Consider the following 21,442-nt stretch of genomic DNA (forward strand, 5'->3'; position numbering starts at 1 on the left):
GTCCTCAGGCTGCGGTTGCCGGCGAGATCCGATGGGCGTTCGAACGCGCAGCGGGCGATCCGCCGATGTACTGGTTCCATCGCGTCCAGAAAGCGCGCATCTGCAGCTCGTCGTCGTAGTTGGGCGACGCCTTGCCCATGCCCTTGGAGATGTCGCTCCACGGGACCAGGCGGTAGTTGCTGAAACCGTTTTGGCACGACTCGAGCGCCTCGACATCGTCCGGCGTCGCGAATCCGCCCGGCCCGAGGAATTCGAGGAAGTTGCTGAGCCTGAACTTCTTCGCCCAGTCGGACTCTTCGTTGGGCGCGAGCGACCAGCCATTGACCAGCATGTAGTTCGGCGCCTGCGGGTAGAACGTGCGCACCGTGATCGCCATGATGTCGTTGATCACGAGGTTCGGAAAAATCAGCAGGTTGCGGTTCTTGTGCGCCATGCGGTCGGCCATCTCCTCGCCATGCAGCTCGACGAGGCGCGCGTAAATGCGGTCGATCTCCGCCTTTCCCTCGTCTCCCCACAGAGGAATCCACGATGCAATCGGACGACCCCACGGCGCGGTGTATTCGAGCACCGCGTGGCCGTTACCGAGATCGCGGCTCCGCCCTTCGAGCTTCGTGCTCGACAAACCGCCGTTGGTGTTCTTCAGGTAATCGAGGTAGGTCGCATGCGTACTGACCGCGTGGTAGCCGTCCACGCTGTTTTCGACCAGCAACTTCCAGTTCGCGCGGATCGCGTATTCCTGCGTGCCGTTGGAGATCGCCATGCCGCTTTCGGAATACCTGGACACGAGGTCGAGGTATTCCTTGGCGCCCGCGAGATAGTCGGGCAACGGCTCTACCTCGGCATTGAAGCTGACGAAGCAAAAGCCGGCATAGATGTCGAAGCGAGGCACCGGCACCAGATTGCCCGCTCCGCTCGCGATGAAGTCCGCGCAGTACCGTTCCTTGCCCGGTTGACTCTTCAGATTGCCGTCGCACCCGAACACCCAGCCGTGGTAGAAGCACTGGAAGTTCTTCGAGTTGCCGGATCGATCCCGGCAAACCGTCGCGCCGCGATGCGGGCACGTGTTGAAGAACGCATTGATCCGGTTGTCCGTTCCCATCGTCACCAGCAGGTTGCGGCGCGCGATGGTACGGGTGACGAAGTCGCCCGGCTTCTCGAACTCCGAGACATGCCCGACGTAAAGCCAGCACTGGTCGAAGATCCTCTCGTATTCATCGAACAGGATCTGCTCGCTGACGAAGGCCTCCCGGGACACGCGAAACTGGAGGTTCTTCTCGTCCACCTCCACCCACTTCGTTTCATTCTCCATGGTCTTATCCTTGTGGTGCTGCGCGTGCGCGTTCAGAGCGCACAATTGCGTAACTGGGTGCCCGGATCGGCAATCCGTTGCGGGTCCACTCGATTTCCCTGCTTCACCCAGCGACGTGCGACGGCCATGTCCTTGGGTGAATTGACCGACGCGCAACCCGTCACGCGATTGCCGTCGTCCAGCCAGAAAATGCTGAAGCTTCCGGCGTTCTCGTCGCCGCGGACGACGCGCGTGCCGCACGTCGCGTTGCCGACAACCTGAAGGTTGATCTGACCTTGATCGGACCAGAACCACACGGGCGTCTCGTAACGCACAAGCTCCCCCAACAGGTTCCTGACCACGTTCAGCGCATGGTCCTGGGCGTTTGCCCAGGTTTCGATCCGCGCGAATCCGTTTCCATTCGGTTGTGAAGCGATATCGCCCGTGGCGAAGATTCTGTCGACGCCCGTTCGACCGTAGGCATCGACCCGCACGCCAGCGTCGTCCGTTATGTCGAGACCCTCGAATCCGGCAACATTCGGCGTGACACCGATTCCGACGAGTACGCTGCCCGCCGCAACGACACTTCCATCGGACAGCTTCAGATGTCCATCGTCGATGAGCGCCGTCGCATGCACGCCGTAGCGGATCTCCACGCCGTTGTTGCGATGCGCGCTGTCGAGATAACGCGACACGGTCTCGTCCACGCTTCGCGCCATCAGCCTGTCGCCAGCCTCGATCACGGTCACCTGACAGCCCAATGCGCGCGCGGCCGCAGCCACTTCAAGACCGATCACACCGCCCCCCACGATCGCGATGGGCTTGCCGGCTTCCAGGTCCGCACGCAGATCGCCGGCGTCTTCGACCGTGCGCAGATAGCGCACTCGCGTCGGGTCGTCGAGCGTCCCCGGCAACCGGCGCGGCTTGACACCAGTCGCGATCACGAGGCGGTCGAATGCGATCTCGTCGCCATCGTCCAGCCGGATCCGACCGCCAACCGCATCCGTCTCGACGACTTTGCGACCAAGGTTCAGCCGGATGCCGTGATCCTCGTACTCGGCCTGCGTCCTGATCGTTCGCAGCGTGGCCCGTTCGGGCTGCAGCAGGTCCTTCGACAACTGCGGCCGTTCATACGGCAGATGCACTTCCTCGCCCACCAGCGTGATCTCGCCGTCGAATCCGCCTCGACGCAAGCCGAAAGCCACCGTCGCCCCAGCCTGGCCAGCGCCGACGATAACGATCCTGTCAATGCCTTCGTTCATTCTGGTTCCGTCTGGTTGATTCAGGAGACTCAACTTCATCCAATTTACAAACAGACACGGCTGTCTGTTTGTTGAGATTGTTGTTCCGTTACATGCGCGTGTCAACGAGGAACGGAAAATTTCGTTTCTGCGTCGCAGCAACTGCCTGCTCGATCGCAGAACGGCGAGCACGACACCATGCGGATTGGCCGCCCGCATCTTGGCAAGTCACGCCGTTTCAACGTCCTGCGTGTGTCGGGATCGTCGATCAGCGGTCTCTGCTGTCGGTAAACTTGTCGTAGAACACCCTGTCGATCGGGATGCCGTGCCGGCCGAGCGTGGTTATCGCCGCGTCGATCATCAGCGGCGGGCCACAGAGATAACCCTCGGCGCCCGTGCAGAACTCGGCCGCGATGTGATCCGTGACGAGCCCTCGGGCGCCGCGCCAATCGCTATCGATAGGCTCATGCGACAACACCGGAATGAAGCGAAAGCCGCCTTGCCAGCTGTTGGCAATGTCCTGGATGACGTCGAGCTGGTATAGATCCGCTTGCGTCCGCGCACCGAACAGCAGCGTGCAGTTGCGCTTGATACGGTTGAGCCGTGCATGCTCGAGAACGCTCATCAAAGGCGCCAGGCCACTGCCGCCGGCAATGCACACCATCGGCGCGTCGCCGCCTCGCAAATGGAAGGTTCCCAGCGGCCCCTCCATCTCCAGTGACGCTCCGCTCAATGTCCCGTTGAAAAGCGCCTCCGTGAACTCGCCTCCCGGAACCTTGCGAATATAGAAGTCGAGCGTCGTCCTGCCCTTTCGTTGCGGCGCATTCGCAAAGGAATAGGATCGGGCGCGGTTCGCGCCATCCTGACGCAAGTTCGCGTACTGACCGGCCGCATAGCTGACGGCGCGGTCCGTCTGCACCGTCACCTTCAGAATGTCGTGCGTGAGCGGCTCGGTCGCCATGATCTTCGCGACGTATTTCTCTGCGGGCGCGAGATCGGCCGCCGCCGCATCGATCTCCACGACGGTCAGTTCATCGCGTGGAAAGGCCTGGCACGCAAGGATGTACCCGGCGTCGAGCTCTTCCTTGGACAGCGTGTAGCCGAACGGCGTTGCTTCCCGAACCCGGCCCTGCTTCAGGCGGCTCTTGCACGACGCACATGTACCGACCGTGCAATCGTGCGGGTAGGTGATGCCGTTGGCCAATGCGGCCTCCAGCAGCGTCTGGCCTTGCCCCAACTCGATCGTCACATCTTGCGGAAGGATTCGCAGTTGCTTCGGCTTCGATTTGCCGAAGACGGATTTCAGAAGTTCTCGCATCAGTCACCACGATAAAATTTGAGCGGCCTGTCACGTCAGGCGTCGAAATGCCTGCCGGGCCAACACGACCACGACGACGACGGAAACGACGGCAAACACGAGCGCGGGAGCCAGTCCGATCAACGACGCGAGATTGGCGTCCCCCAGCCGGTTGTTGCCGAAGGTGAGCGCCCGGTTCGGCGCGAACAGCGCAGCCGCATAAAAGAGCGTATTGGCCCAGCCGACCGCCACGATGAACCACCCGATGCGTCGTCCGCTTCGCGGCTCGAACTTCAGCACGGGCAACGCCAGCGCCACCAGCACGATCAGGAAGGCGTTGAGCAATTGCCCCATATGGAAGCGTGCCCACGCACTGCTGCCACCGGGCAGGTCGATTGAAATCAGTCTGCCCGGCCACGCTTCAAGGCCGCCGATCAGGCTGATCAACAGCCCGATCCCGGCCAGCAGGCCGATCAGAAGGATCAGCATCCCGTGGCCGATCATCCTTCGCTGGATTTCTCCGCTCGGGTTCGCCCCGACGTTTGTGATACCAGTCACACTGCCTCCTTTCTGTCCGCTGCTCAGCCGTTCGCCCATGCGGACGTGTCCGGTCGCTTCGTTCTGCCGGGCGGCTCGTCGAACCAGTCGTCCCACCCCGCGCTCTGGTTCTGCTCCTTCGCCAATCGGCGCTCCTCCGGCGATGCAAATTCGTTGTCCCAACGACGCAAGGCCGGTTTGATAATGCGGTTGTACCAAAGGGGAGGAATGAACCCGGAAAGGAAGCAGACGATGATGCTCGGGATGATGATCGCCTGCCGGTCCGGCACCAGCTTGTAGTACGGGATATAGGAATTCAGATGGTGGTCGGCATGGTTGGTGATCTCGAACGCATACAGGCGCGACAACGTTCCGTAGTGGTTCCAGACGTGCCGCTTCTCGATCGGCGTGCCCACCACCCGAACCTGGCCGAAATGCTGGTAGTAATTGAACGCCTCGACCCAGAAACGCGCGATCACCATCCCGATCAGCGACAGGCCTGCTGCTTGCCAGCCGCCGATCGCATACAGGATGCCCAGGAACACGACGACCGCGAGGATCGCACGCCAAAGCGAGTGTCGAATCGACCAGCGCGAATAGCCGCGCTTCTCCAGCGTGTCGCAATCCAGCTTCAATTCCAGGCGGGTGGACTCCCACATCGATCGGGCAACGAACCGGTACAAATTCGTGCCGCGCCGCGCCGTGTCGCAATCCTCCGCGGTTCCGACATCGCGGTGATGGCCCACGACATGGACTTCCATGCGCATCGCATCGAGGAACGCGACTTGACCGTAGCGGCCGACGAATCGCGCGAGGCGCCCGCGCGAGTGATACAGCTCGTGAGTCGCTGGCACGCCCGGCACGACCGACAACCAGGCCAGCCCCGCCACACCGGCCGCCATTTGCAGCGCGGTCAGGTTGTGATGGCCGACCGACCAGGCGAAGACGCAGTACATCGCCGGCAGCAAAAGCGTCGAAATCCAGACCGGCAGATAGGCCCAGAAGTGACTCTTCATCTTGCGCTCGGACAAGTCGAGCGGAAGCAGCGCGTCGAAGACCGCGATCGTCGGGAACGCGGCGATCGCGATCCACGTGAAGTCGGCACCGCGGTAAAACCCCCAGATCGCCAGCACCTGCACGAGCGGGGCAAAGTAGTACTTGATGTATTCCCACATGATCAGTCTCCTCCTGAACGTACGACCTTCAAGTCCGACGCGCACTCATTCGTCGAGCAGCGCACAGACCGTCTTGGTTTCCGTGTACGCGGACAATCCCTCTTCCGATACCTCGCGCCCCCAACCCGACTGCTTGAATCCGCCAAACGGCGCCGCTGCGTCGATCACGCCGTGGCAGTTGATCCATACGGATCCGGCCTGGAGACGATGCGCCACGCGATGCGCCTTCTTGATGTCTCGCGTCCAGATGTTGGCGGCGAGACCATACGTCGTGTCATTGGCGATGCGAATGGCTTCCGCCTCGTCCTTGAAGCGAATGATGCTCACGACCGGCCCGAAGATTTCCTCTCGCGCGATCCTCATCGACGGGTCCGCATCGGCAAATACGGTCGGCTGCAGGAAGTAGCCCTTGTCGCCAACCTTCTGGCCGCCGCATACGAGCGTGGCGCCCTGCTCGATGCCCGATTGCACGTAGCCGAGCACGCGCTCCTGCTGCTTGCGCGACACGAGCGGCCCCAGCATGGTGTCGGCCTCCTGCCCGTTGCCCACCTTGAACTGCGACGCCACGGCAGCGACGGCTTCGACGACGCGGTCGTAGACACTGTCCTGGACCAACAGCCGGCTGGCGGCGAAGCAGATCTGCCCGGAATTGAAGAAAACCGCGAGCGCGGCGCCGAGGCCGACCTGGTCGAGATCCGCGTCCGCAAAGACAATGCTCGGCGACTTTCCGCCCAGCTCCAGCGTGACGCGCTTCATGTTGCCCAGCGAATACTCGACGATCTTCTTGCCGACCACCGTCGATCCGGTGAAGGTGATCTTGTCGACGTCCGGATGGCGCGCCAACGCCTCGCCGGCCTCGTGCCCGTATCCGTTGACCACGTTCAACACGCCTTCCGGCAATCCCGCCTCCAGGCACAGCTCGGCCAGGCGGAGCGTGCTCAGCGGGGTCAGCTCGGTCGGCTTCAGTACCATCGTGCAGCCTGCAGCCAGTGCCGATGCGATCTTCCAGGCGCCCAGCGCAAGCGGGTAGTTCCATGGGGTAATGGCACCGACCACCCCCACCGGCTCGCGCCGCGTGTAGGCGTGGTATTCCTTGCCGTCGAAGGAGATCGGCGGCGTGCTGCCGCCCAGCTTCGAGCACCACCCGCCCATATACCTGAACACATCGACGGTCGACGGCAGATCGATGACCTTGGCAAACGAGATGGCCTTGCCTGTGTCCAGCGACTCGAGATAGGTCAACTCGTCGGCGTGCTCCTCCACCTTGCGGGCGATGTTCTCCAGAATTCGGCCGCGATCGATCGGCCGGACCTTTCGCCAGGCGGCAGACTCGAAGGCGGCACGCGCGACCTTCACTGCCTCGTCGATGTCCTCATGCTGACCTCGAGGCACTTCCGCGATGAGCTCTTCATTCGCGGGATTCTCGACGGCAATCGACTTGCCGGAGGCGGCATCTTTCCACTGGCCGCCGATCAGGTTCTTGTTCCGGAACCCGGTCGAGCTTGCAACAGACTTCGGATTTGCGTTCATTGTTTCGACTCCGCGACAGCTTGCGATGAACAGATGTTGGTTGGCCGGCGGCTACAGGCTCATGAAGATGCCGCCGTCCACGATGATGTTCTGCCCGTTCACGTAAGACGCTTCGTCGCTCGCGAGCCAGAGCGCTGCGCCGGCGATATCGGCCGGAACCTGCGAACGGTCGATCGTGCGCATCTGCGCCGCCACGCCTTCGAACTGCTCGTGCTGTTGGGTGTTGGCGACTGCGTTCGCGGAGTGGGTGTAGCCCGGGGAGATCGCATTGACCGTGATTCGGGACCGGGTCGCCGCGAACTCGCGGGCCATCGCGCGGGTCATCGCTGCGACAGCGCCCTTGCTCGATACGTAGTGCAGCATGAACGGAACACCCATATGGGCGATGACCGACGCAATGTTGATGACCTTGCCGCCGCCCGCCTCGCGCATCGCAGCCGATACGGCGTTGGTGCACAGCCACGGTCCCTTGACGTTGACGGCGTAGAGCTTGTCCCAGTCCTCGACCGAGATCGCGTCCATCGGGACACCATTGAGCCCCGTGAAGATGCCGGCGTTGTTGACCAGCACGTCGATCTTGCCGAAATGCTCCAGCGCCGCGGCAGCCATCTGCCTGGTGCTGTCCGGATCGGCCACATTGGTGTAAACGCCGAGCGCGACATCGGGCCCGAGTTCGGCCGCCGCCGCTTCCGCCCCCTTCACGTCGGCGATCACGACCTTCGCGCCCTCCACCACATACGCCCTGGCAATTGCATTGCCGATACCGGCTGCCGCACCGGTGATAACCGCCACCTTGCCCTTAAGCCTCATCTCCTCGCTCCAGTGATGTTCGATTGTCCTGTTCGAAAACAAACAGACAACCTCGTCTGTTTGTATGTTGCGGATCGAATCTTGAACCTCTAAGATGTGCCTCGTCAACAACTTTGCTCGCTCGAATATTGCGCGCCGCACCAAATCCCGCCCCGGGATGGGATTGCAAAAAGCGCAAATACGGCGTGATTCAGGTTGCTGCGGAGCAGCATGTCACGGACTGCACCACCTTTCGCCAGGACATCCGTGCGGCGCATTCAGGACATCGATTCGAGCGGCTGTACGCAGGCGCTGGGGTAGCAGTCCGAGCATATGTCCGACGAATCCGTACTGGCGGATCCGTGACATGACGCTCACGAGTCGCTTGAGTTGCCTGCAAGTTCCGCTCCGCAGCTCGATACGAACGAGGTTCGATTTCTATTGCTCGAAGAGGTACCGATGAGTCATTGGATTACGATGGTGACCGCGCATGGCCCGATGAACGGCTGGTTGGCCCAACCTGACGACAAGCCCGTGGGGGGCATCGTGCTCGTTCACGAGATATTCGGGGTCAATGCCGACATGCGTCGAATCGCCGAGCACTATGCGGCCGACGGATATCTGACCGTGGTTCCTGCCCTGTTCGACAGCATTCGGCGCGAGGTCGAACTCGGCTATGCGCTCGCCGACCATCAACTCGGCACCGAGCTGGCATCGCAACTCGGACACGAGACTGCCGCCGCACTCGTTGCAACCACTGCCGATGCGATTGGCCATGCGGGCAATATCGCGATCGTCGGCTACGGTTGGGGAGCATCGATTGCGCTGCGCGCCGCCCGAGCATTGTCGACGCCCTGCGTCATTTACTACGGGTCGTCCGAGCCCTTCCAGCCAGATGCGGACGTGCAAACCCCGATGCTGGTTCATTGGGGGGAGTCGGATCCGCAATATTCTTCCGATGGATGGCGAACGCCCGGAAGCAACTCAACCGGATCGCTCGTGTTCTCCTATCCCGCGGGTCACGCGTTCGATCGGCAAGGCGATCCGCTGCACTACCACGAGGAAAGCGCCTCGAAAGCCTTCGAGCGAACCCGCGACTTTCTCCGCGAGCACGTCCGTAGCGCGTGTTCCTGAGAGAAAGGCGATCACCTGTTCCCATGGCGACGGCATGCCTTACTTCACCGCGACATCAAGCGATGCATGGGCGCCGTGCCGGCAAGCTCAATTTATCTTCAGTACTCCATATATACATGAAAGCATGAGATGACCATGACCCACTACACCGATTCCACACAGGCATTCGTCGACGCACGCGACCTGCTGCTGCGTCATCGCATCGACTACGAACGCGCATATCGCGAGTTCGCGTGGCCCCAGCTCGACACGTTCAACTGGGCACTCGACTACTTCGACGTGGTGGCCCGCGACAACGACAACCCTGCGCTGTGGATTGTCGACGACCTTACCGGTAGCGGCACGCGCTTCTCCTACGCGCAAATGGCCGAACGCTCGTCCCGGATGGCGAATTTCTTGCGCGCGCAAGGCGTCGAGCGCGGCGATCGCCTGTTGCTGATGCTGCCGAATCGCGTCGAGCTGTGGGACGTGATGCTCGCCGCGATGAAGCTCGGCGCCGTGGTACTGCCCGCGACGACGCAGCTATCGCCGGATGACGTGCGCGAGCGTGTAGAGACTGGTGGTGTGCGCTTTGTCGTCGTTGATGCCGACCAGCTCGGCAAATTCGATGCGCTTGCGCCGAACGTGACACGCGTCGCAGTCGGCGGGTTACCGCGTAACGCTGAAGGCTGGATCGACCTCGGGCTCGCCTACGATGCAAGTGCCAATTTCGAGCCGGACGGTCCGACGTACGCGACTGATCCGCTGCTGCTGTATTTCACGTCGGGAACCACCTCGAAGCCGAAGCTCGTCGAGCACACGCATCAGAGCTACCCGGTCGGCCATTTGTCGACGATGTACTGGATCGGCTTGCAGCCAGGCGATATCCACTGGAACATCAGCTCGCCGGGCTGGGCGAAGCACGCGTGGAGCTGCTTCTTCGCGCCGTGGAACGCGCAGACGTGCGTGTTCGTCTATAACTACGCGCGCTTTGTGCCGCAAGACACGCTGAAGGTGCTCGTCAAGTTCGGCGTCACGACGCTCTGCGCGCCGCCGACCGTGTGGCGGATGCTGGTGCAAGAGCCGCTGGCATCGTATCCGGTGAAGTTGCGCGAGATCGTCGGGGCGGGGGAACCGCTGAATCCGGAGATCATCGAGCGCGTGCGCGACGCATGGGGCGTGACCATACGTGACGGCTATGGTCAGACGGAGACCACATGCCAGATCGGCAATTCACCGGGCCAGCCGGTCGTCGCCGGATCCATGGGAAGACCATTGCCGGGTTACCGCGTCGAACTTGTCGACACGGACGACCATGTCGTCAGCGAAGGCGAGATCGCGTTGCCACTGGCACTGCGCCCACTCGGCCTGATGACCGGATACGCGAACAACGCGAAGGCGACGGACGAGGCGATGCGTCACGGTTTCTATCACACGTCCGATGTCGCGTTGCGTCGCGATGACGGCTATTTCGTGTACGTCGGCCGAGCAGACGATGTCTTCAAGTCGTCCGATTACAGGCTGAGCCCTTTCGAGTTGGAGAGCGTGCTGATCGAGCATGATGCGATTGCGGAAGCAGCCGTCGTGCCGAGCGCGGACACGCTGCGCCTGGCGGTGCCGAAGGCGTTCGTCACCGTGCGGCAGGGCTACGAAATCGGTCCGGAGCTCGCGCGCGCCGTGTTCCGCTTCTCGCGCGAAAAGCTCGCGCCATACAAGCGCATTCGCCGCCTTCAGTTCAGCGAGTTGCCCAAGACGATCTCAGGCAAGATCCGTCGCGTCGAGCTGCGTCGTCGCGAGATGGAGCGTGCGGCCGAGCTCACGCGGTTTCCCGATGAATACTGGGAGGAAGATTTCCCGGAATTGCGTTGAATCGCGACGCACGCACATGCACAGCGATGAAGCGTCCCTCTCGTATCTCGCGGGGGACGCGACTACGGCGCCTTGGCAGCCGTCACGAACGCGTTCGTATAAGTCCTGCTCAAGTCGATCTGCTTGCCCTTGATCGCGGGATTGATCGTGGCAAGGACGTCCAGAACATGTTCCGGGCCGCCTTCCGGCATTTTTCCGTCGGCGGTATACATCGACTTGGTCGCCTTGAGCGCCTGCACGTAAAGCGCCTTGTTGCCGCCGTAATAGTCCTTCGGCATCCTGTCCGCGATCTCGTCGGCGGAATGCGTGTGGATGTATGCCATCGTCCGCGCGACCGCGCGCGCAAGACCCGCCGCCTGCGATTGATGGAGCGCCAGCCAGTGCGCGTCGACATACAGCCCGGTAAACGGATAGATGCCGCCGAGCGCACGCCGCGTGCCCTCGACGGTTCGCATGTCGACGAGAATCGACGCATCACCCGTTTCGAGCAGCCGCGACACTGTGGGCTCCGTCGTCATGCCCGCATCGATCCGGTTCTGCTTGATCGCCGCGATGAACGAATTGTCCGCGCCGACCGGCAGCGTCGAATACTGCTGGGTCGCGACGCCGCTCTTCAGTGCCATGTACCGCGTCAGGAAGTCCGTCGACGAACCCAGCCCGGTCACGCCCAACGTCTTGCCCTTCGCATCGGCCATGCTTTTCATCTGCGAAGTTTTCGACACGACTTCGACTTCTCCCGGCACCTGAAGGAAGGTCGCAATCGATCGAACGTCCTTCCCCTTGCTTTGCAGATCGATCGTATGGTCGTACGCACCAGCGACGGCCTGCACCGCACCGGCGAGCAGTTCGTTTTCAGCATCGACGCCGGACGGCTGGGACAGCAGTTCTACCTGCAGTTTCTCGTCCTTGAAGTAGCCGAGCTGGTCAGCCAGCTTGACAGGTAGATAAATGAACTTCGAAATGCCGCCGACCATGATCGAAATGGTTTGCGTGTCCGCGGCCCGCGCAGAAAACGCTGTCGCGATGCCCGCGAGCGCCGCGACGATGCCGAACAGGACTGGCTTGGGTAGTCTCATCATGTTGTGTTCTCCTGGAAATCATGTGATAGCTGCAATCGCGACGCATACCCGACCGCATGCGCCGCGACCGCGGGGAACCTGATCGGCGCTTGCCCGTCGAGCGCTGATCGCTCGTAATGCAACGCGACGGACGCCGCCCGACCCAGAATGTGTGACGGATGCCGGCTCGCAACGACACCTGCCTGTCGGTCGCGGACGGCGCCAACCCGGTCCGCAGCCGGCTCAATGACTCTGGTTCACGACGCCCGCCGGCGCATCGCTCGTTCGCTGTTCCGTGACGCGCATGAAGAACGTCATCAGGAACGACACGACGAGCAATCCGGCGAGAAACAGCAACCCCGGCGTCGCGCTCTGCCCCGAACCCTTGACGTAGCCGATCGCGAACGGTCCGACGAACCCGCCGAGGTTCCCGACGGAATTGATCACCGCGATCGACACGGCGGCCGTCGAGCGGCTGAGGAACAGCGTCGGCAGCGCCCAGAACGGCGACTTGAACGCATAGAGCCCCGCGAGGCTCAGGCTGATCATCGCGATCGACACAAAGGGGTTCGTCGTGAGCCCCGCTCCAAGCAGCGCGATGGCGGCCACCGCAAGCGGAATCGCCGAATGCAGGCGCCGTTCGCCACGCCGGTCGGAACTGCGCGACCACATCACCATCGCGATCGTCGCGAACACGTAAGGCACCGTCGCGATGAGCCCGATTTCGGTGTGGCTCAGTGTCGACGAAAAGCCCTTGATGATCTGCGGCATCCAGTAGCCGACGCCGAGGCTGCCGCACTGATAGACGAAGTAGATGAACGACAGGTACAGCACCTTCGGATTGGTCATCGCCTTGATCGAGCCGAAGTGCTGCGCATTCGGGCGTGCTTTCCGGTCGTTGGCGAGTTCGTTGAGGAGCCACGCCCGCTCGGCGGGCGTCAGCCACTTCGCATCGGCCGGACGATCCGTCAGGTAGAGGAAGCACAGGATGCCGCCGATCAGCGCGGGCGCGCCCTCGAGCACGAGCATCCAGCGCCAGCCGCTCCACTGGAGCCACTGGACGTGGTCCATGATCCACGTCGACAGCGGCGCGCCGATGATGTACGACACGGGAATCGCCGCGGTGAAGAGCGCGACGGTCGTCGCGAGTTCCTTCGCCCGGAACCAGGCCGTCAGGTAGACGATGATGCCCGGAAAGAACCCCGCTTCGGCAACACCGAGCAGGAACCGCAGCACGTAGAGCTGCGTCGCGTTCTGCACGAACGCGGAGATCACGGACACGATGCCCCATGTCGCGAGAATGCGCGCGATCCACACGCGGGCGCCGTAGCGGTTGAGCATCACGTTGCTCGGCACCTCGAACAGGAAATACCCGATGAAGAAGATGCCCGATGCAAAACCGAACGCCTCGCTGCTCAGCGCCAGCTCCTTGTTCATCTGCAACGCGGCGTAGCCGATATTGGCGCGATCGAGGTACGAGATGATGTACAGCACGAAAACGAACGGGATGATGCGCCACGCGATCTTCCGCACCAGTGCGCGTTCGTCGATAGAGTTTGTCGATTGCATATGTCCGCTCCGGCGGACGGACCCGCCGGATGTCTCCTGATTCGAATTCGCGGCTTACGCGTGGTGACGGGAAAACACCATGCAGACCGGGCTGCCGGATGCGGTCGAGAACCCGGTCGGTTTGAGCCGACCGGTCGCGGCGTCGATCGAAAACGCGACGATGCTGTCGCTGTCTTCGTTCAGTGCGTACATGAAGCGGCCGTCGGGCGTGCTCGTCATGAAGCGGGGCGTGCGGCCGCCGGTCGGCTCGGCGGCCACGAACGACAGACGCCCGGTCGCCGCATCGATGCGGAACACGGCAATGCTGTCGTCGCCGCGATTCGACGCGTAGACGAACCGGCCCGCACGATCGACCTCGATCTCCGACGCGCGGCTGGTGCCCGTGTATGTGTCGGGCAGCGACGAGACGATTTGCACGGGCGTAAGCGCGCCTCCGGCGCGCACGTATCGATACGTCGTGACCGTCGAATCGAGTTCGTTGACGACATACGCGTACGCGCCACCCGGATGGAATGCAAGGTGACGCGGCCCGGCCGTCTCGCGCGTCACGACGAACGCGGGATCGGCCGCCGTAAGCCGCCCGTCGTTGAAGCGGAACGTGAACACGCGATCGAGGCCCTTGTCCGGCACGACGACGAATTCGCCGCTCGGGTCGAACGGATTGAAATGCGGCTTCGCCTGCTTCTGCTCGATACGGTGCGGACCGATCGGACCTTCGAGCGTGACGAGTTGCGTCACTTCCTGCAGCGACCCGTCGGCGGCGATCGGCAGCACGGCGAGACTCGCGCCGATGTGGTTCGACACGACGACGTAGCGGCCGGACGGATCGATCGCGAGGTGCACCGGGTTCTGGCCGCGCGTGCTCTGGCGGTTCAGGAACGCGAGCCTGCCCGATGCCCGGTCGACCTTGAACGCGCTGATGTCGCTCAGGTCGCCGTGCACCGCGTAGAGGCGCTCGCCGTTGCCGGCGAGCGCGAGGAATGACGGATTGACGAGGTCCTTCAACACCTGCACGAGTTCGAGCGAACCCGTTCCGGTGTCGACCTGATAGACGCTGATGCCCTCGCCGCGGGCGTTTCGTTCGCGCGTGGTGCGCGATCCGACATAAGCAAACATGGGTTTCTTTCCTTTGAAAGCTGCCTGGGTCAATTCGTCAGCAAACACCGATCGCGCGGCCGCGCCGAGAACCGCCAGCGCGCCCAGCGACGCGGCGCCCTGCACGACCCGGCGTCGTGCTCGATCCGGGCCTTTCCGGCCCAGGCCACTGCTCGTTTTCGTCACGGATGTCTCCCGATCGGGGTATTTCGGGTTAGCACTAGATTGCATTTTTACTCGTGTAAATGCAAAAATACAGTCATGGAAAACACCGACACCCTCCCTGAAGCCCGGTTGACGGTCGACGGCGCGTCGTTGCGCTTCGTCGATCTGCCCGGCCTGTTCGGCGACACGTTGCGCGAACTGCCCGTCGTGCTGCGTCTGCTGCTTGAAAACGTGATCCGCAACACGGATGGCGACGAACGGCGGCAGGCAGTCGACGGCATCCTCGAATGGACGCGCCGCGCAACGAGCGCGGCCGAGATCGCGTTTCAGCCAAACCGCGTGCTGATGCACGACACGACGAGCACGCCCGCGCTCGTCGATATCGCCGGCATGCGCGACGCGCTGGCGGAAGCCGGCGCGGATCCCGCATCGCTCAATCCGGTGCTGCCCGTCGATTCGTCGGTCGATCACTCGCTGGCCGTCGAATATTTCGCGCGACAGGACGCGGCGCCGCTGAACCTGGATCTCGAACTGCGCCGCAACGCGGAGCGCTACCGGTTCCTGCGCTGGGCATCGAAGGCGCTGACGGGCGTGCGCATCCACCCGCCGGGCACGGGGATCATGCATACGATCAATCTCGAGCAACTGGCCACGGTGGTGACGACGGTCGAGCGCGACGGCGAGCGATGGGCCGTGCCGGACACGCTGATCGGCACGGACAGCCACACGCCGATGATCAATGGCATCGGCGTGCTCGGCTGGGGCGTGGGCGGGCTCGAAGCGCAGACGGTGATGTTCGGCATGCCGGTGATGCAGCGCATTCCGGATGTGATCGGCGTGCGTCTGACCGGCGCGCTGCGGCCGGGCGTGCTCGCGACCGACCTCGCGCTCATCGTCACGCAGAGACTGCGCGCGATCGGCGTGTCCGGCGAATTCGTCGAATTCTTCGGGCCCGGCGTCGCGACGCTCACCGCGGGCGAGCGCGCCGTCGTCGCGAACATGGCGCCCGAATACGGCGCGACGACCGGTTTCTTCCCGGTCGACCGGCACACGCTCGACTACCTGCGCGCGACGAACCGCACGGAGGCCGCGATCCGTCTCGTCGAAGCGTTCACGCAGCGCGCAGGCCTGTGGTTCGATCCGCACGCCGAGCCGCGCTACACGCGCACGATCGACATCGACCTCGCGGCGATCGGCATGCACATCGCCGGACCGCGCCGCCCGCAGGACCTGCTTGACTACTCGCAAACCGCGGCTGCGCTCGCGCCGCTCGATTTCCGTCCGGCGCGGCGCCATCCGTCGATGCCGAAGCATCCGGTCGCGATCGCCGCGATCACGAGTTGCACGAACACGTCGGATCCCGCCCTGCTGATCGCCGCCGGCCTGCTCGCACGCAACGCGCGTGCACTCGGGCTGAAGGTGCCGTCGTGGGTCAAGACATCGCTCGGCCCCGGCTCCCCCGCCGCCGCCGCGTATCTCGAACGGGCCGGGCTGACCGACGATCTGTCGGCGGTCGGTTTCGATATCGTCGGATATGGCTGCACGACCTGCATCGGCAATTCGGGGCCGCTGACCGAGCCGATTCGCGAAGCGCTTGCGGACCATTGCATCCGTCCCGTCGCGATGCTGTCCGGCAACCGCAATTTCCCGGGACGCGTTCATCCGGATCTCGACCTCGGCTTCATCATGTCGCCGCCGCTCGTGATCGCCTTCGCGTTGGCAGGCGATGCCGAGATCGACCTGAGCCGCGATCCGCTCCAGCATGGGGCCGACGGCAAACCGGTCTACCTGCGCGACCTCTGGCCCACTCGCGAGGAAGTCGCCGCGCTCGTCACTGCGGCGGCCGAGCCGCGCGACTATCCACGCGCGTTCGCGCTCGCGAGCGAGAATCCCGCTTGGCACGATCTCGACGCGCCGGACAGCGCGCGGTTTCCATGGGACCCGGCATCGACCGCGCTGCGCCGCCCGCCGTTCGCGTCCGCGTCGCAGGGCAGCCAGCTCGGCTCGTACCGCGCGTATCCGCTGCTCGTGCTCGGCGACGACGTGACGACCGATCACATCTCGCCCGCCAGCGCGATCCCGAAGGACAGCTTCGTCGCCGATTTCCTCGTGTCGCGCGGCGACGACCGCGACGACCTGAACGTGTTCGCGTCGCGGCGCGGCAACTGGGAAGTGATGGTCCGGGCCGCGTTCTACAACCGGACGCTCGTCAACCGGCTGCGCGCCGGCATGCCCGTCGCGCATACGCTGCACGTACCGAGCGGCGACGTGTTGCCGATTTTCGAGGCGGCCGAGCGCTACCGGCAGCACGGCGATTCGGTCGTGCTCGTCGCGGGGGAGCGCTACGGCACGGGTTCGTCGCGCGACTGGGCGGCGAAAGGCCAGCGGCTCCTCGGGATCCGCGCCGTGCTCGCCGTGAGCTTCGAGCGCATTCACCGGTCGAACCTGATCGGCATGGGCATCCTGCCGCTGCGCTTCGCGTCCGGCACGAACCCGGACACGCTCGACCTCCAGCCAGGTGATAAGCTCGACGTCGACGCGCCGGCCGATACGCTGTCACCGCGCTGCAAGGTGCCCGTGCGAATCGTGCGTGCGGACGGCCGCGTGGAGTCCGTCGACGCGACGGCGGCCGTCGAGACCCGCCTCGAATGCCGGCTGCTGCGTTCGGGCGGCGTGATCCCGCTGATATTGCAGAAAAATCTGGCGACGCAGGAGGCTTGAAACCGGGCTTTTGCGCCGCCCGGAAGGCAGACTCACATGATCGACCGATCCATTGCGACCCAGATTGTCGAACTGATCAAGACCGAAGGACTGGACGTCGGCACGCACCTGCCCGCGCAGATGCTCGCGGACCGCCTGCGCGTGTCGCGTTCCCCCGTCAACGAGGCGCTCGCGCTGCTGCACGAGAAAGGCATCCTCACCCGCGAAAGGAATCGCGGGTTCTTCGTCGCGAAGCCGGTCGTCGAACCGCTGTCGGACGTCGTCGGAGAGCTGGGCCTCGCCGAAACCGACGTCGTGACGAGCGCGTATTTCCAGGTCGCGGACGATCGCCTCAAGGGCGAATTGCCCGACGAGTTTTCCGAGCAGCTGATCCGCAACCGGTACGGGCTGACGAACGCGCAGCTCACCGCCGTGCTCGGGCGCATCGCGCAGGAAGGATGGGCCGAGCGCAAGCCGGGCTACGGCTGGCAATTCTCGCCGATGCTGACCACGCCCGACAGTCTGCTGAAGTCGTACCGTCTGCGCCTCGCGCTGGAACCGGCCGCGCTGCTGGAACCCGGCTACCGGCTCGAGCGCAAGGTGCTCGAACGCTGCCGCGAAGTCGAGAAGCACCTGCTCGCGGGCGGCATCGAAACCGACACCGCTGACCAGTTGCACGAACGCGGCGTGCGATTTCACGAGTCGCTCGTCGAGGCGTCCGGCAACAGCTTCTTCATCGATACGATCAAGCGGGTCAACCGCGTGCGCCGCTTGCTGTCGTATCGCTCGATGCAGCATCGCGAGCGCTACGTCGAACATGCAAAGCAGCATCTGCACGTGCTCGAACTGCTCGAGCGCGAGCTCAATGAGGAAGCATCCGAAGCATTGCGCCAACACCTGCTGCATACGCTCGATGCGCTGTCACGCATCAGCGAAATCCTTGAACCCTGAGACCGCTTCCGTCGAACGCGGTGCCACGAGCGCCTTCATGACCATTGATCCTTCCGTTGTCTCCGCATTGACACCCACCGGCAAGCTGCGCGCGTCGATCAATCTCGGCAATCCGATCCTCGCGAACCGCGATCCTTCCACTGGCGAACCGTTCGGCGTATCGATCGACCTCGCGCGCGCATTCGCCGAACGTCTGTCGGTCGAACTCGAACTGGTCGTGTTCGATGCCGCGGGGAAATCGGTGCAGGCCGTGAGCGAGGAACGCGCCGACTTCGGGTTCTTCGCCGTCGATCCGCTGCGCGGCGAAACCATCGCGTTCACCGCGCCCTACGTGCTGATCGAAGGCTTCTATCTCGTGCGCGACGATTCGCCGATCCGCACGAACGAGGATGTCGATCACGCGCATAACCGCGTGGCCGTCGGCAAGGGCAGCGCCTACGACCTGTTCCTCACGCGCGAACTGAAGGCCGCGCAGATCGTGCGCGCGCCGACGTCGCCGGCCGTCGTGCAGACGTTTGTCGAGCAAGGGCTGGAAGTCGCTGCAGGCGTCAAGCAGCAGCTCGAAGCCGACGCACGGCAGACGCCGGGGCTTCGTCTGCTCGACGAGCGCTTCATGGTGATCCGGCAGGCGATGGGCACGCCGAAGCGTCGCGGTGAAGCGGCGGCGAATGTGCTTCGCGACTTCGTCGAAGAGATGAAGGCATCCGGTTTCGTCGCGCAGTCGCTGGCCAGGCACGGGATCGCGGGGGCGTCGGTGGCGCCCGCAGCCGACGCAGGCTGAACGGCAGATATTGCATCACCGACGCAGCACATCGAACAGCCGATGCAACATCGGCACGCGTCGCGTCGACGAAGCCCCAACCGAACCGGTCGGACCATCGCCCGCCGTGACGTGCTCGTAATCGCGCCAGGCCGTCGCACGACATTCGTCTGACGTTTCTTTCCCGCCATTGAAGGCGCGTCGCCTTCCCCCCCTTTCTCCCTCCGCCTTGCGACTTCATCGCGTCGCGAGGCGGAGGGAGCGTCGCGCACCGATGATGCCCACGACCGCGCATCCCGGGGAAAACCCCAGCCGTCCCAACTGCCAAGTTCCCGTTGACACAGCGAATTTTGCTCTCCTATGATGCATGCAATGCTGCACACAACAAAACACACAACGATGTGTGGCAGACCCATCAGGCATACGGGTTTACCCAAAGTTAGAGAGGTCACCATGATTCGGCTGTCTCGTCTCACCCGCCAGCTCGCCGCGTGCGTTGTCGCCGCGACTTCGATGTTCGCCGCCACCGCATCGCATGCAGATGGACCAGACACATGGGCCGGCGTGAAAAAAGCCGGCGTCCTGCGCTGCGGCGCGGCGGTCGCGCCGCCCTACGTGATGCGCGACCCGAAGACGGGCACCTACAGCGGCTTCTTCTCGGACCTGTGCCGCGATTTCGGGCAGAACGTGCTCAAGGTCAAGGTCGAGTTCGTCGACACGACGTGGGACAACATCGTCGCGGGCCTGCAGTCGGACAAATGGGACCTGTCGATGGCGCTGAACGACACGCCCGAGCGTGAAAAGGCCGTCGCGTTCTCCGCGCCGGCGACCGACTACAACGTTTCGTTCGTCTACAACAAGCACAACCCGAAGGTCCCGAAGAGCCTTCGCACGATCGCCGACATCGACAAGCCGAACGTGACGGTCGCCGTGATGTCGGGCACATCGCAGGACAAGGCGATTTCGGCCGAACTGAAGCAGGCGCGGATCATGCGGCTGCCCGGCAACGACGAGACGCGTCTGTCGCTGATTTCGAAGCGCGCCGATCTGCTCGCGGACGCGAACATCACGAACATGCTGCTGACGGAAGCGCATCCGGACTGGGCGGCCAGCTTCAATCCGACGCCGCCGCTCGCGCAGCAGGAAGTGGCATTCGGCTTGCGCAAGGACACGCCGCAGGCCGACCTCGACGTGCTCAACCGGTATCTCGCGCAGCAGGTCAAGTCCGGCGCGGTCAACCGCCTGATCAAGACCTCCGTGCAAGCGATGCTGGTCACGGGCAAGTAACGAGCAACCAAGGGCCAAGCAAGCGTCCGCCGACCGGCTGCCCCCGCGTCCCGCCGCGCCGTCGGATGCTGCGCCCACGGGCGCAGCGCGGATGGTCCGGCGGATCGTCGACGGGTTTCGATTTTTCCGATTCGCACTTCGAGCGCCGACGTCAGGCGCCACTGGAGAGAACGCCATGTTGTCGCCTCAAACGACGGCCGTCAGGTCGAACATGCAGTCCCATTCGACGACCTTTTCCGCTTCGTCCGCGCCGGCCGGCGATTTCGTGCGCCTGCGCGACGTCTACAAGTCGTACGGGCCGAACCTCGTCGTGATGGACGGCATGAACCTCGACATGCGCGCCGACGACCGGCTCGTCATCATCGGCCCGAGCGGCAGCGGCAAGAGCTCGCTGCTGCGCGTGATGATGGGCCTCGAAGGCGTCCAGCGCGGCGAAATCGCGTTCCAGGGCAAGCCGTACATTCGCGGCAGCGAGTCGCGCGCCGGCCAGCGCATCGACGCGAAGCTGCAGAAGCAGGTCGGCATGGTGTTCCAGCACTACACGCTGTTTCCGCATCTGTCGGTGCTCGGCAACCTGATCCTCGCGCCCGTCAGGGTCGGCGGCGTGTCGAAGGCCGACGCGACCGACCGCGCACGCACGTACCTCGCGCGCCTCGGCCTCGAAAGCAAGCTGCACGCGTACCCGAGCCAGTTGTCCGGCGGCCAGAAGCAGCGCGTGGCGATCGCGCGTGCGCTGATGCTCGAGCCGAAGCTGATGCTGTTCGACGAAGTGACGTCCGCGCTCGATCCGGAAATGGTCGTCGAAGTGCAGAACGTGATGCTGCAGCTCGCCGAGCAGAAGATGGCGATGATCATCGTCACGCACGACATGCATTTCGCGCGCGATATCGCTACGCGCGTCGTGTTCTGCGCAAACGGAAGGATCGTCGAGGAAGGCGCGCCGGCGCAGATCTTCAAGTGTCCGAAGGAAGCGCGCACGCGCGAGTTCCTCGAAAAAGTCCTGCATCTCGACTGAGGC

The 21,442-nt window shown here is 63.7% G+C and carries 17 protein-coding genes; 7 read left to right on the top strand and 10 right to left on the bottom strand.

The features are described from left to right. Window positions 1-4: 4 nt before the first annotated feature. From ACV229_RS32015 to ACV229_RS32045, 7 genes are all read right to left on the bottom strand, one after another. Complete coding sequence (locus tag ACV229_RS32015) at window positions 5-1,309, bottom strand: aromatic ring-hydroxylating oxygenase subunit alpha (RefSeq protein ID WP_448087092.1); 1,305 nt, start codon at window positions 1,307-1,309, stop codon at window positions 5-7. A 32-nt stretch (window positions 1,310-1,341) separates the two neighbouring features. Then, entirely contained in the window at window positions 1,342-2,550 is a 1,209-nt protein-coding gene (locus ACV229_RS32020; RefSeq protein WP_448087093.1) for an NAD(P)/FAD-dependent oxidoreductase, read from the bottom strand. A gap of 247 nt (window positions 2,551-2,797) precedes the next feature. Beyond that, window positions 2,798-3,847, bottom strand: coding sequence for a 2Fe-2S iron-sulfur cluster-binding protein (locus tag ACV229_RS32025; protein WP_448087094.1), 1,050 nt, complete (start codon window positions 3,845-3,847; stop codon window positions 2,798-2,800). Between the two features lie 30 nt (window positions 3,848-3,877). Then, complete coding sequence (gene styC, locus ACV229_RS32030) at window positions 3,878-4,423, bottom strand: styrene-oxide isomerase StyC (protein WP_448087095.1); 546 nt, start codon at window positions 4,421-4,423, stop codon at window positions 3,878-3,880. After that, window positions 4,408-5,538: an alkane 1-monooxygenase gene (locus tag ACV229_RS32035; protein ID WP_448087096.1), complete on the bottom strand. Its 1,131-nt coding sequence runs from the start codon at window positions 5,536-5,538 to the stop codon at window positions 4,408-4,410. The genes styC and ACV229_RS32035 overlap by 16 nt, the downstream gene beginning before the upstream one ends. 45 nt (window positions 5,539-5,583) lie before the next feature. Beyond that, a complete protein-coding gene (locus ACV229_RS32040) occupies window positions 5,584-7,068 on the bottom strand; it encodes an aldehyde dehydrogenase family protein (RefSeq protein WP_448087097.1) in 1,485 nt (494 codons plus the stop codon). Between the two features lie 51 nt (window positions 7,069-7,119). Then, window positions 7,120-7,878 (bottom strand): SDR family NAD(P)-dependent oxidoreductase, encoded by a 759-nt coding sequence (locus ACV229_RS32045; protein WP_448087098.1) that lies wholly within the window; start codon window positions 7,876-7,878, stop codon window positions 7,120-7,122. A 438-nt stretch (window positions 7,879-8,316) separates the two neighbouring features. On the opposite strand from ACV229_RS32045, the gene ACV229_RS32050 reads away from it, so the two are divergent. Both ACV229_RS32050 and ACV229_RS32055 read left to right on the top strand, forming a co-directional pair. After that, the gene (locus ACV229_RS32050) at window positions 8,317-8,991 is read left to right on the top strand and encodes a dienelactone hydrolase family protein (RefSeq protein WP_448087099.1); all 675 of its coding nucleotides are present in this window, start codon (window positions 8,317-8,319) and stop codon (window positions 8,989-8,991) included. 135 nt (window positions 8,992-9,126) lie between these two features. Beyond that, the gene (locus tag ACV229_RS32055) at window positions 9,127-10,839 is read left to right on the top strand and encodes an AMP-binding protein (protein ID WP_448087100.1); all 1,713 of its coding nucleotides are present in this window, start codon (window positions 9,127-9,129) and stop codon (window positions 10,837-10,839) included. 62 nt (window positions 10,840-10,901) lie between these two features. Here ACV229_RS32055 and ACV229_RS32060 read toward each other — a convergent pair whose 3' ends face one another. The 3 genes from ACV229_RS32060 to ACV229_RS32070 all read right to left on the bottom strand — a co-directional run bounded on the left by ACV229_RS32060 (window position 10,902) and on the right by ACV229_RS32070 (window position 14,582). Further along, a complete protein-coding gene (locus ACV229_RS32060; RefSeq protein ID WP_448087101.1) occupies window positions 10,902-11,918 on the bottom strand; it encodes an ABC transporter substrate-binding protein in 1,017 nt (338 codons plus the stop codon). Between the two features lie 222 nt (window positions 11,919-12,140). Next, entirely contained in the window at window positions 12,141-13,466 is a 1,326-nt protein-coding gene (locus ACV229_RS32065; protein WP_448087102.1) for an MFS transporter, read from the bottom strand. A gap of 54 nt (window positions 13,467-13,520) precedes the next feature. Further along, window positions 13,521-14,582, bottom strand: coding sequence for a lactonase family protein (locus tag ACV229_RS32070; RefSeq protein WP_448087103.1), 1,062 nt, complete (start codon window positions 14,580-14,582; stop codon window positions 13,521-13,523). Window positions 14,583-14,822: 240 nt separating this feature from the next. Here ACV229_RS32070 and acnA point away from each other — a divergent pair, with 240 nt between their 5' ends. The 5 genes from acnA to ACV229_RS32095 all read left to right on the top strand — a co-directional run bounded on the left by acnA (window position 14,823) and on the right by ACV229_RS32095 (window position 21,439). Beyond that, window positions 14,823-17,447 (top strand): aconitate hydratase AcnA, encoded by a 2,625-nt coding sequence (acnA, locus tag ACV229_RS32075; protein ID WP_448087104.1) that lies wholly within the window; start codon window positions 14,823-14,825, stop codon window positions 17,445-17,447. Window positions 17,448-17,483: 36 nt separating this feature from the next. Further along, window positions 17,484-18,377 (top strand): GntR family transcriptional regulator, encoded by an 894-nt coding sequence (locus ACV229_RS32080; RefSeq protein ID WP_448087105.1) that lies wholly within the window; start codon window positions 17,484-17,486, stop codon window positions 18,375-18,377. A 37-nt stretch (window positions 18,378-18,414) separates the two neighbouring features. Continuing rightward, window positions 18,415-19,158 (top strand): ABC transporter substrate-binding protein, encoded by a 744-nt coding sequence (locus tag ACV229_RS32085; protein ID WP_448087106.1) that lies wholly within the window; start codon window positions 18,415-18,417, stop codon window positions 19,156-19,158. Between the two features lie 432 nt (window positions 19,159-19,590). Next, on the top strand, window positions 19,591-20,424 hold the full coding sequence (locus ACV229_RS32090) for a substrate-binding periplasmic protein (protein WP_448087107.1): 834 nt from the start codon (window positions 19,591-19,593) through the stop codon (window positions 20,422-20,424). 175 nt (window positions 20,425-20,599) lie between these two features. Further along, complete coding sequence (locus tag ACV229_RS32095) at window positions 20,600-21,439, top strand: amino acid ABC transporter ATP-binding protein (protein ID WP_448087108.1); 840 nt, start codon at window positions 20,600-20,602, stop codon at window positions 21,437-21,439. Window positions 21,440-21,442: the final 3 nt, after the last annotated feature.

This window comes from Burkholderia sp. MR1-5-21, assembly GCF_053427715.1.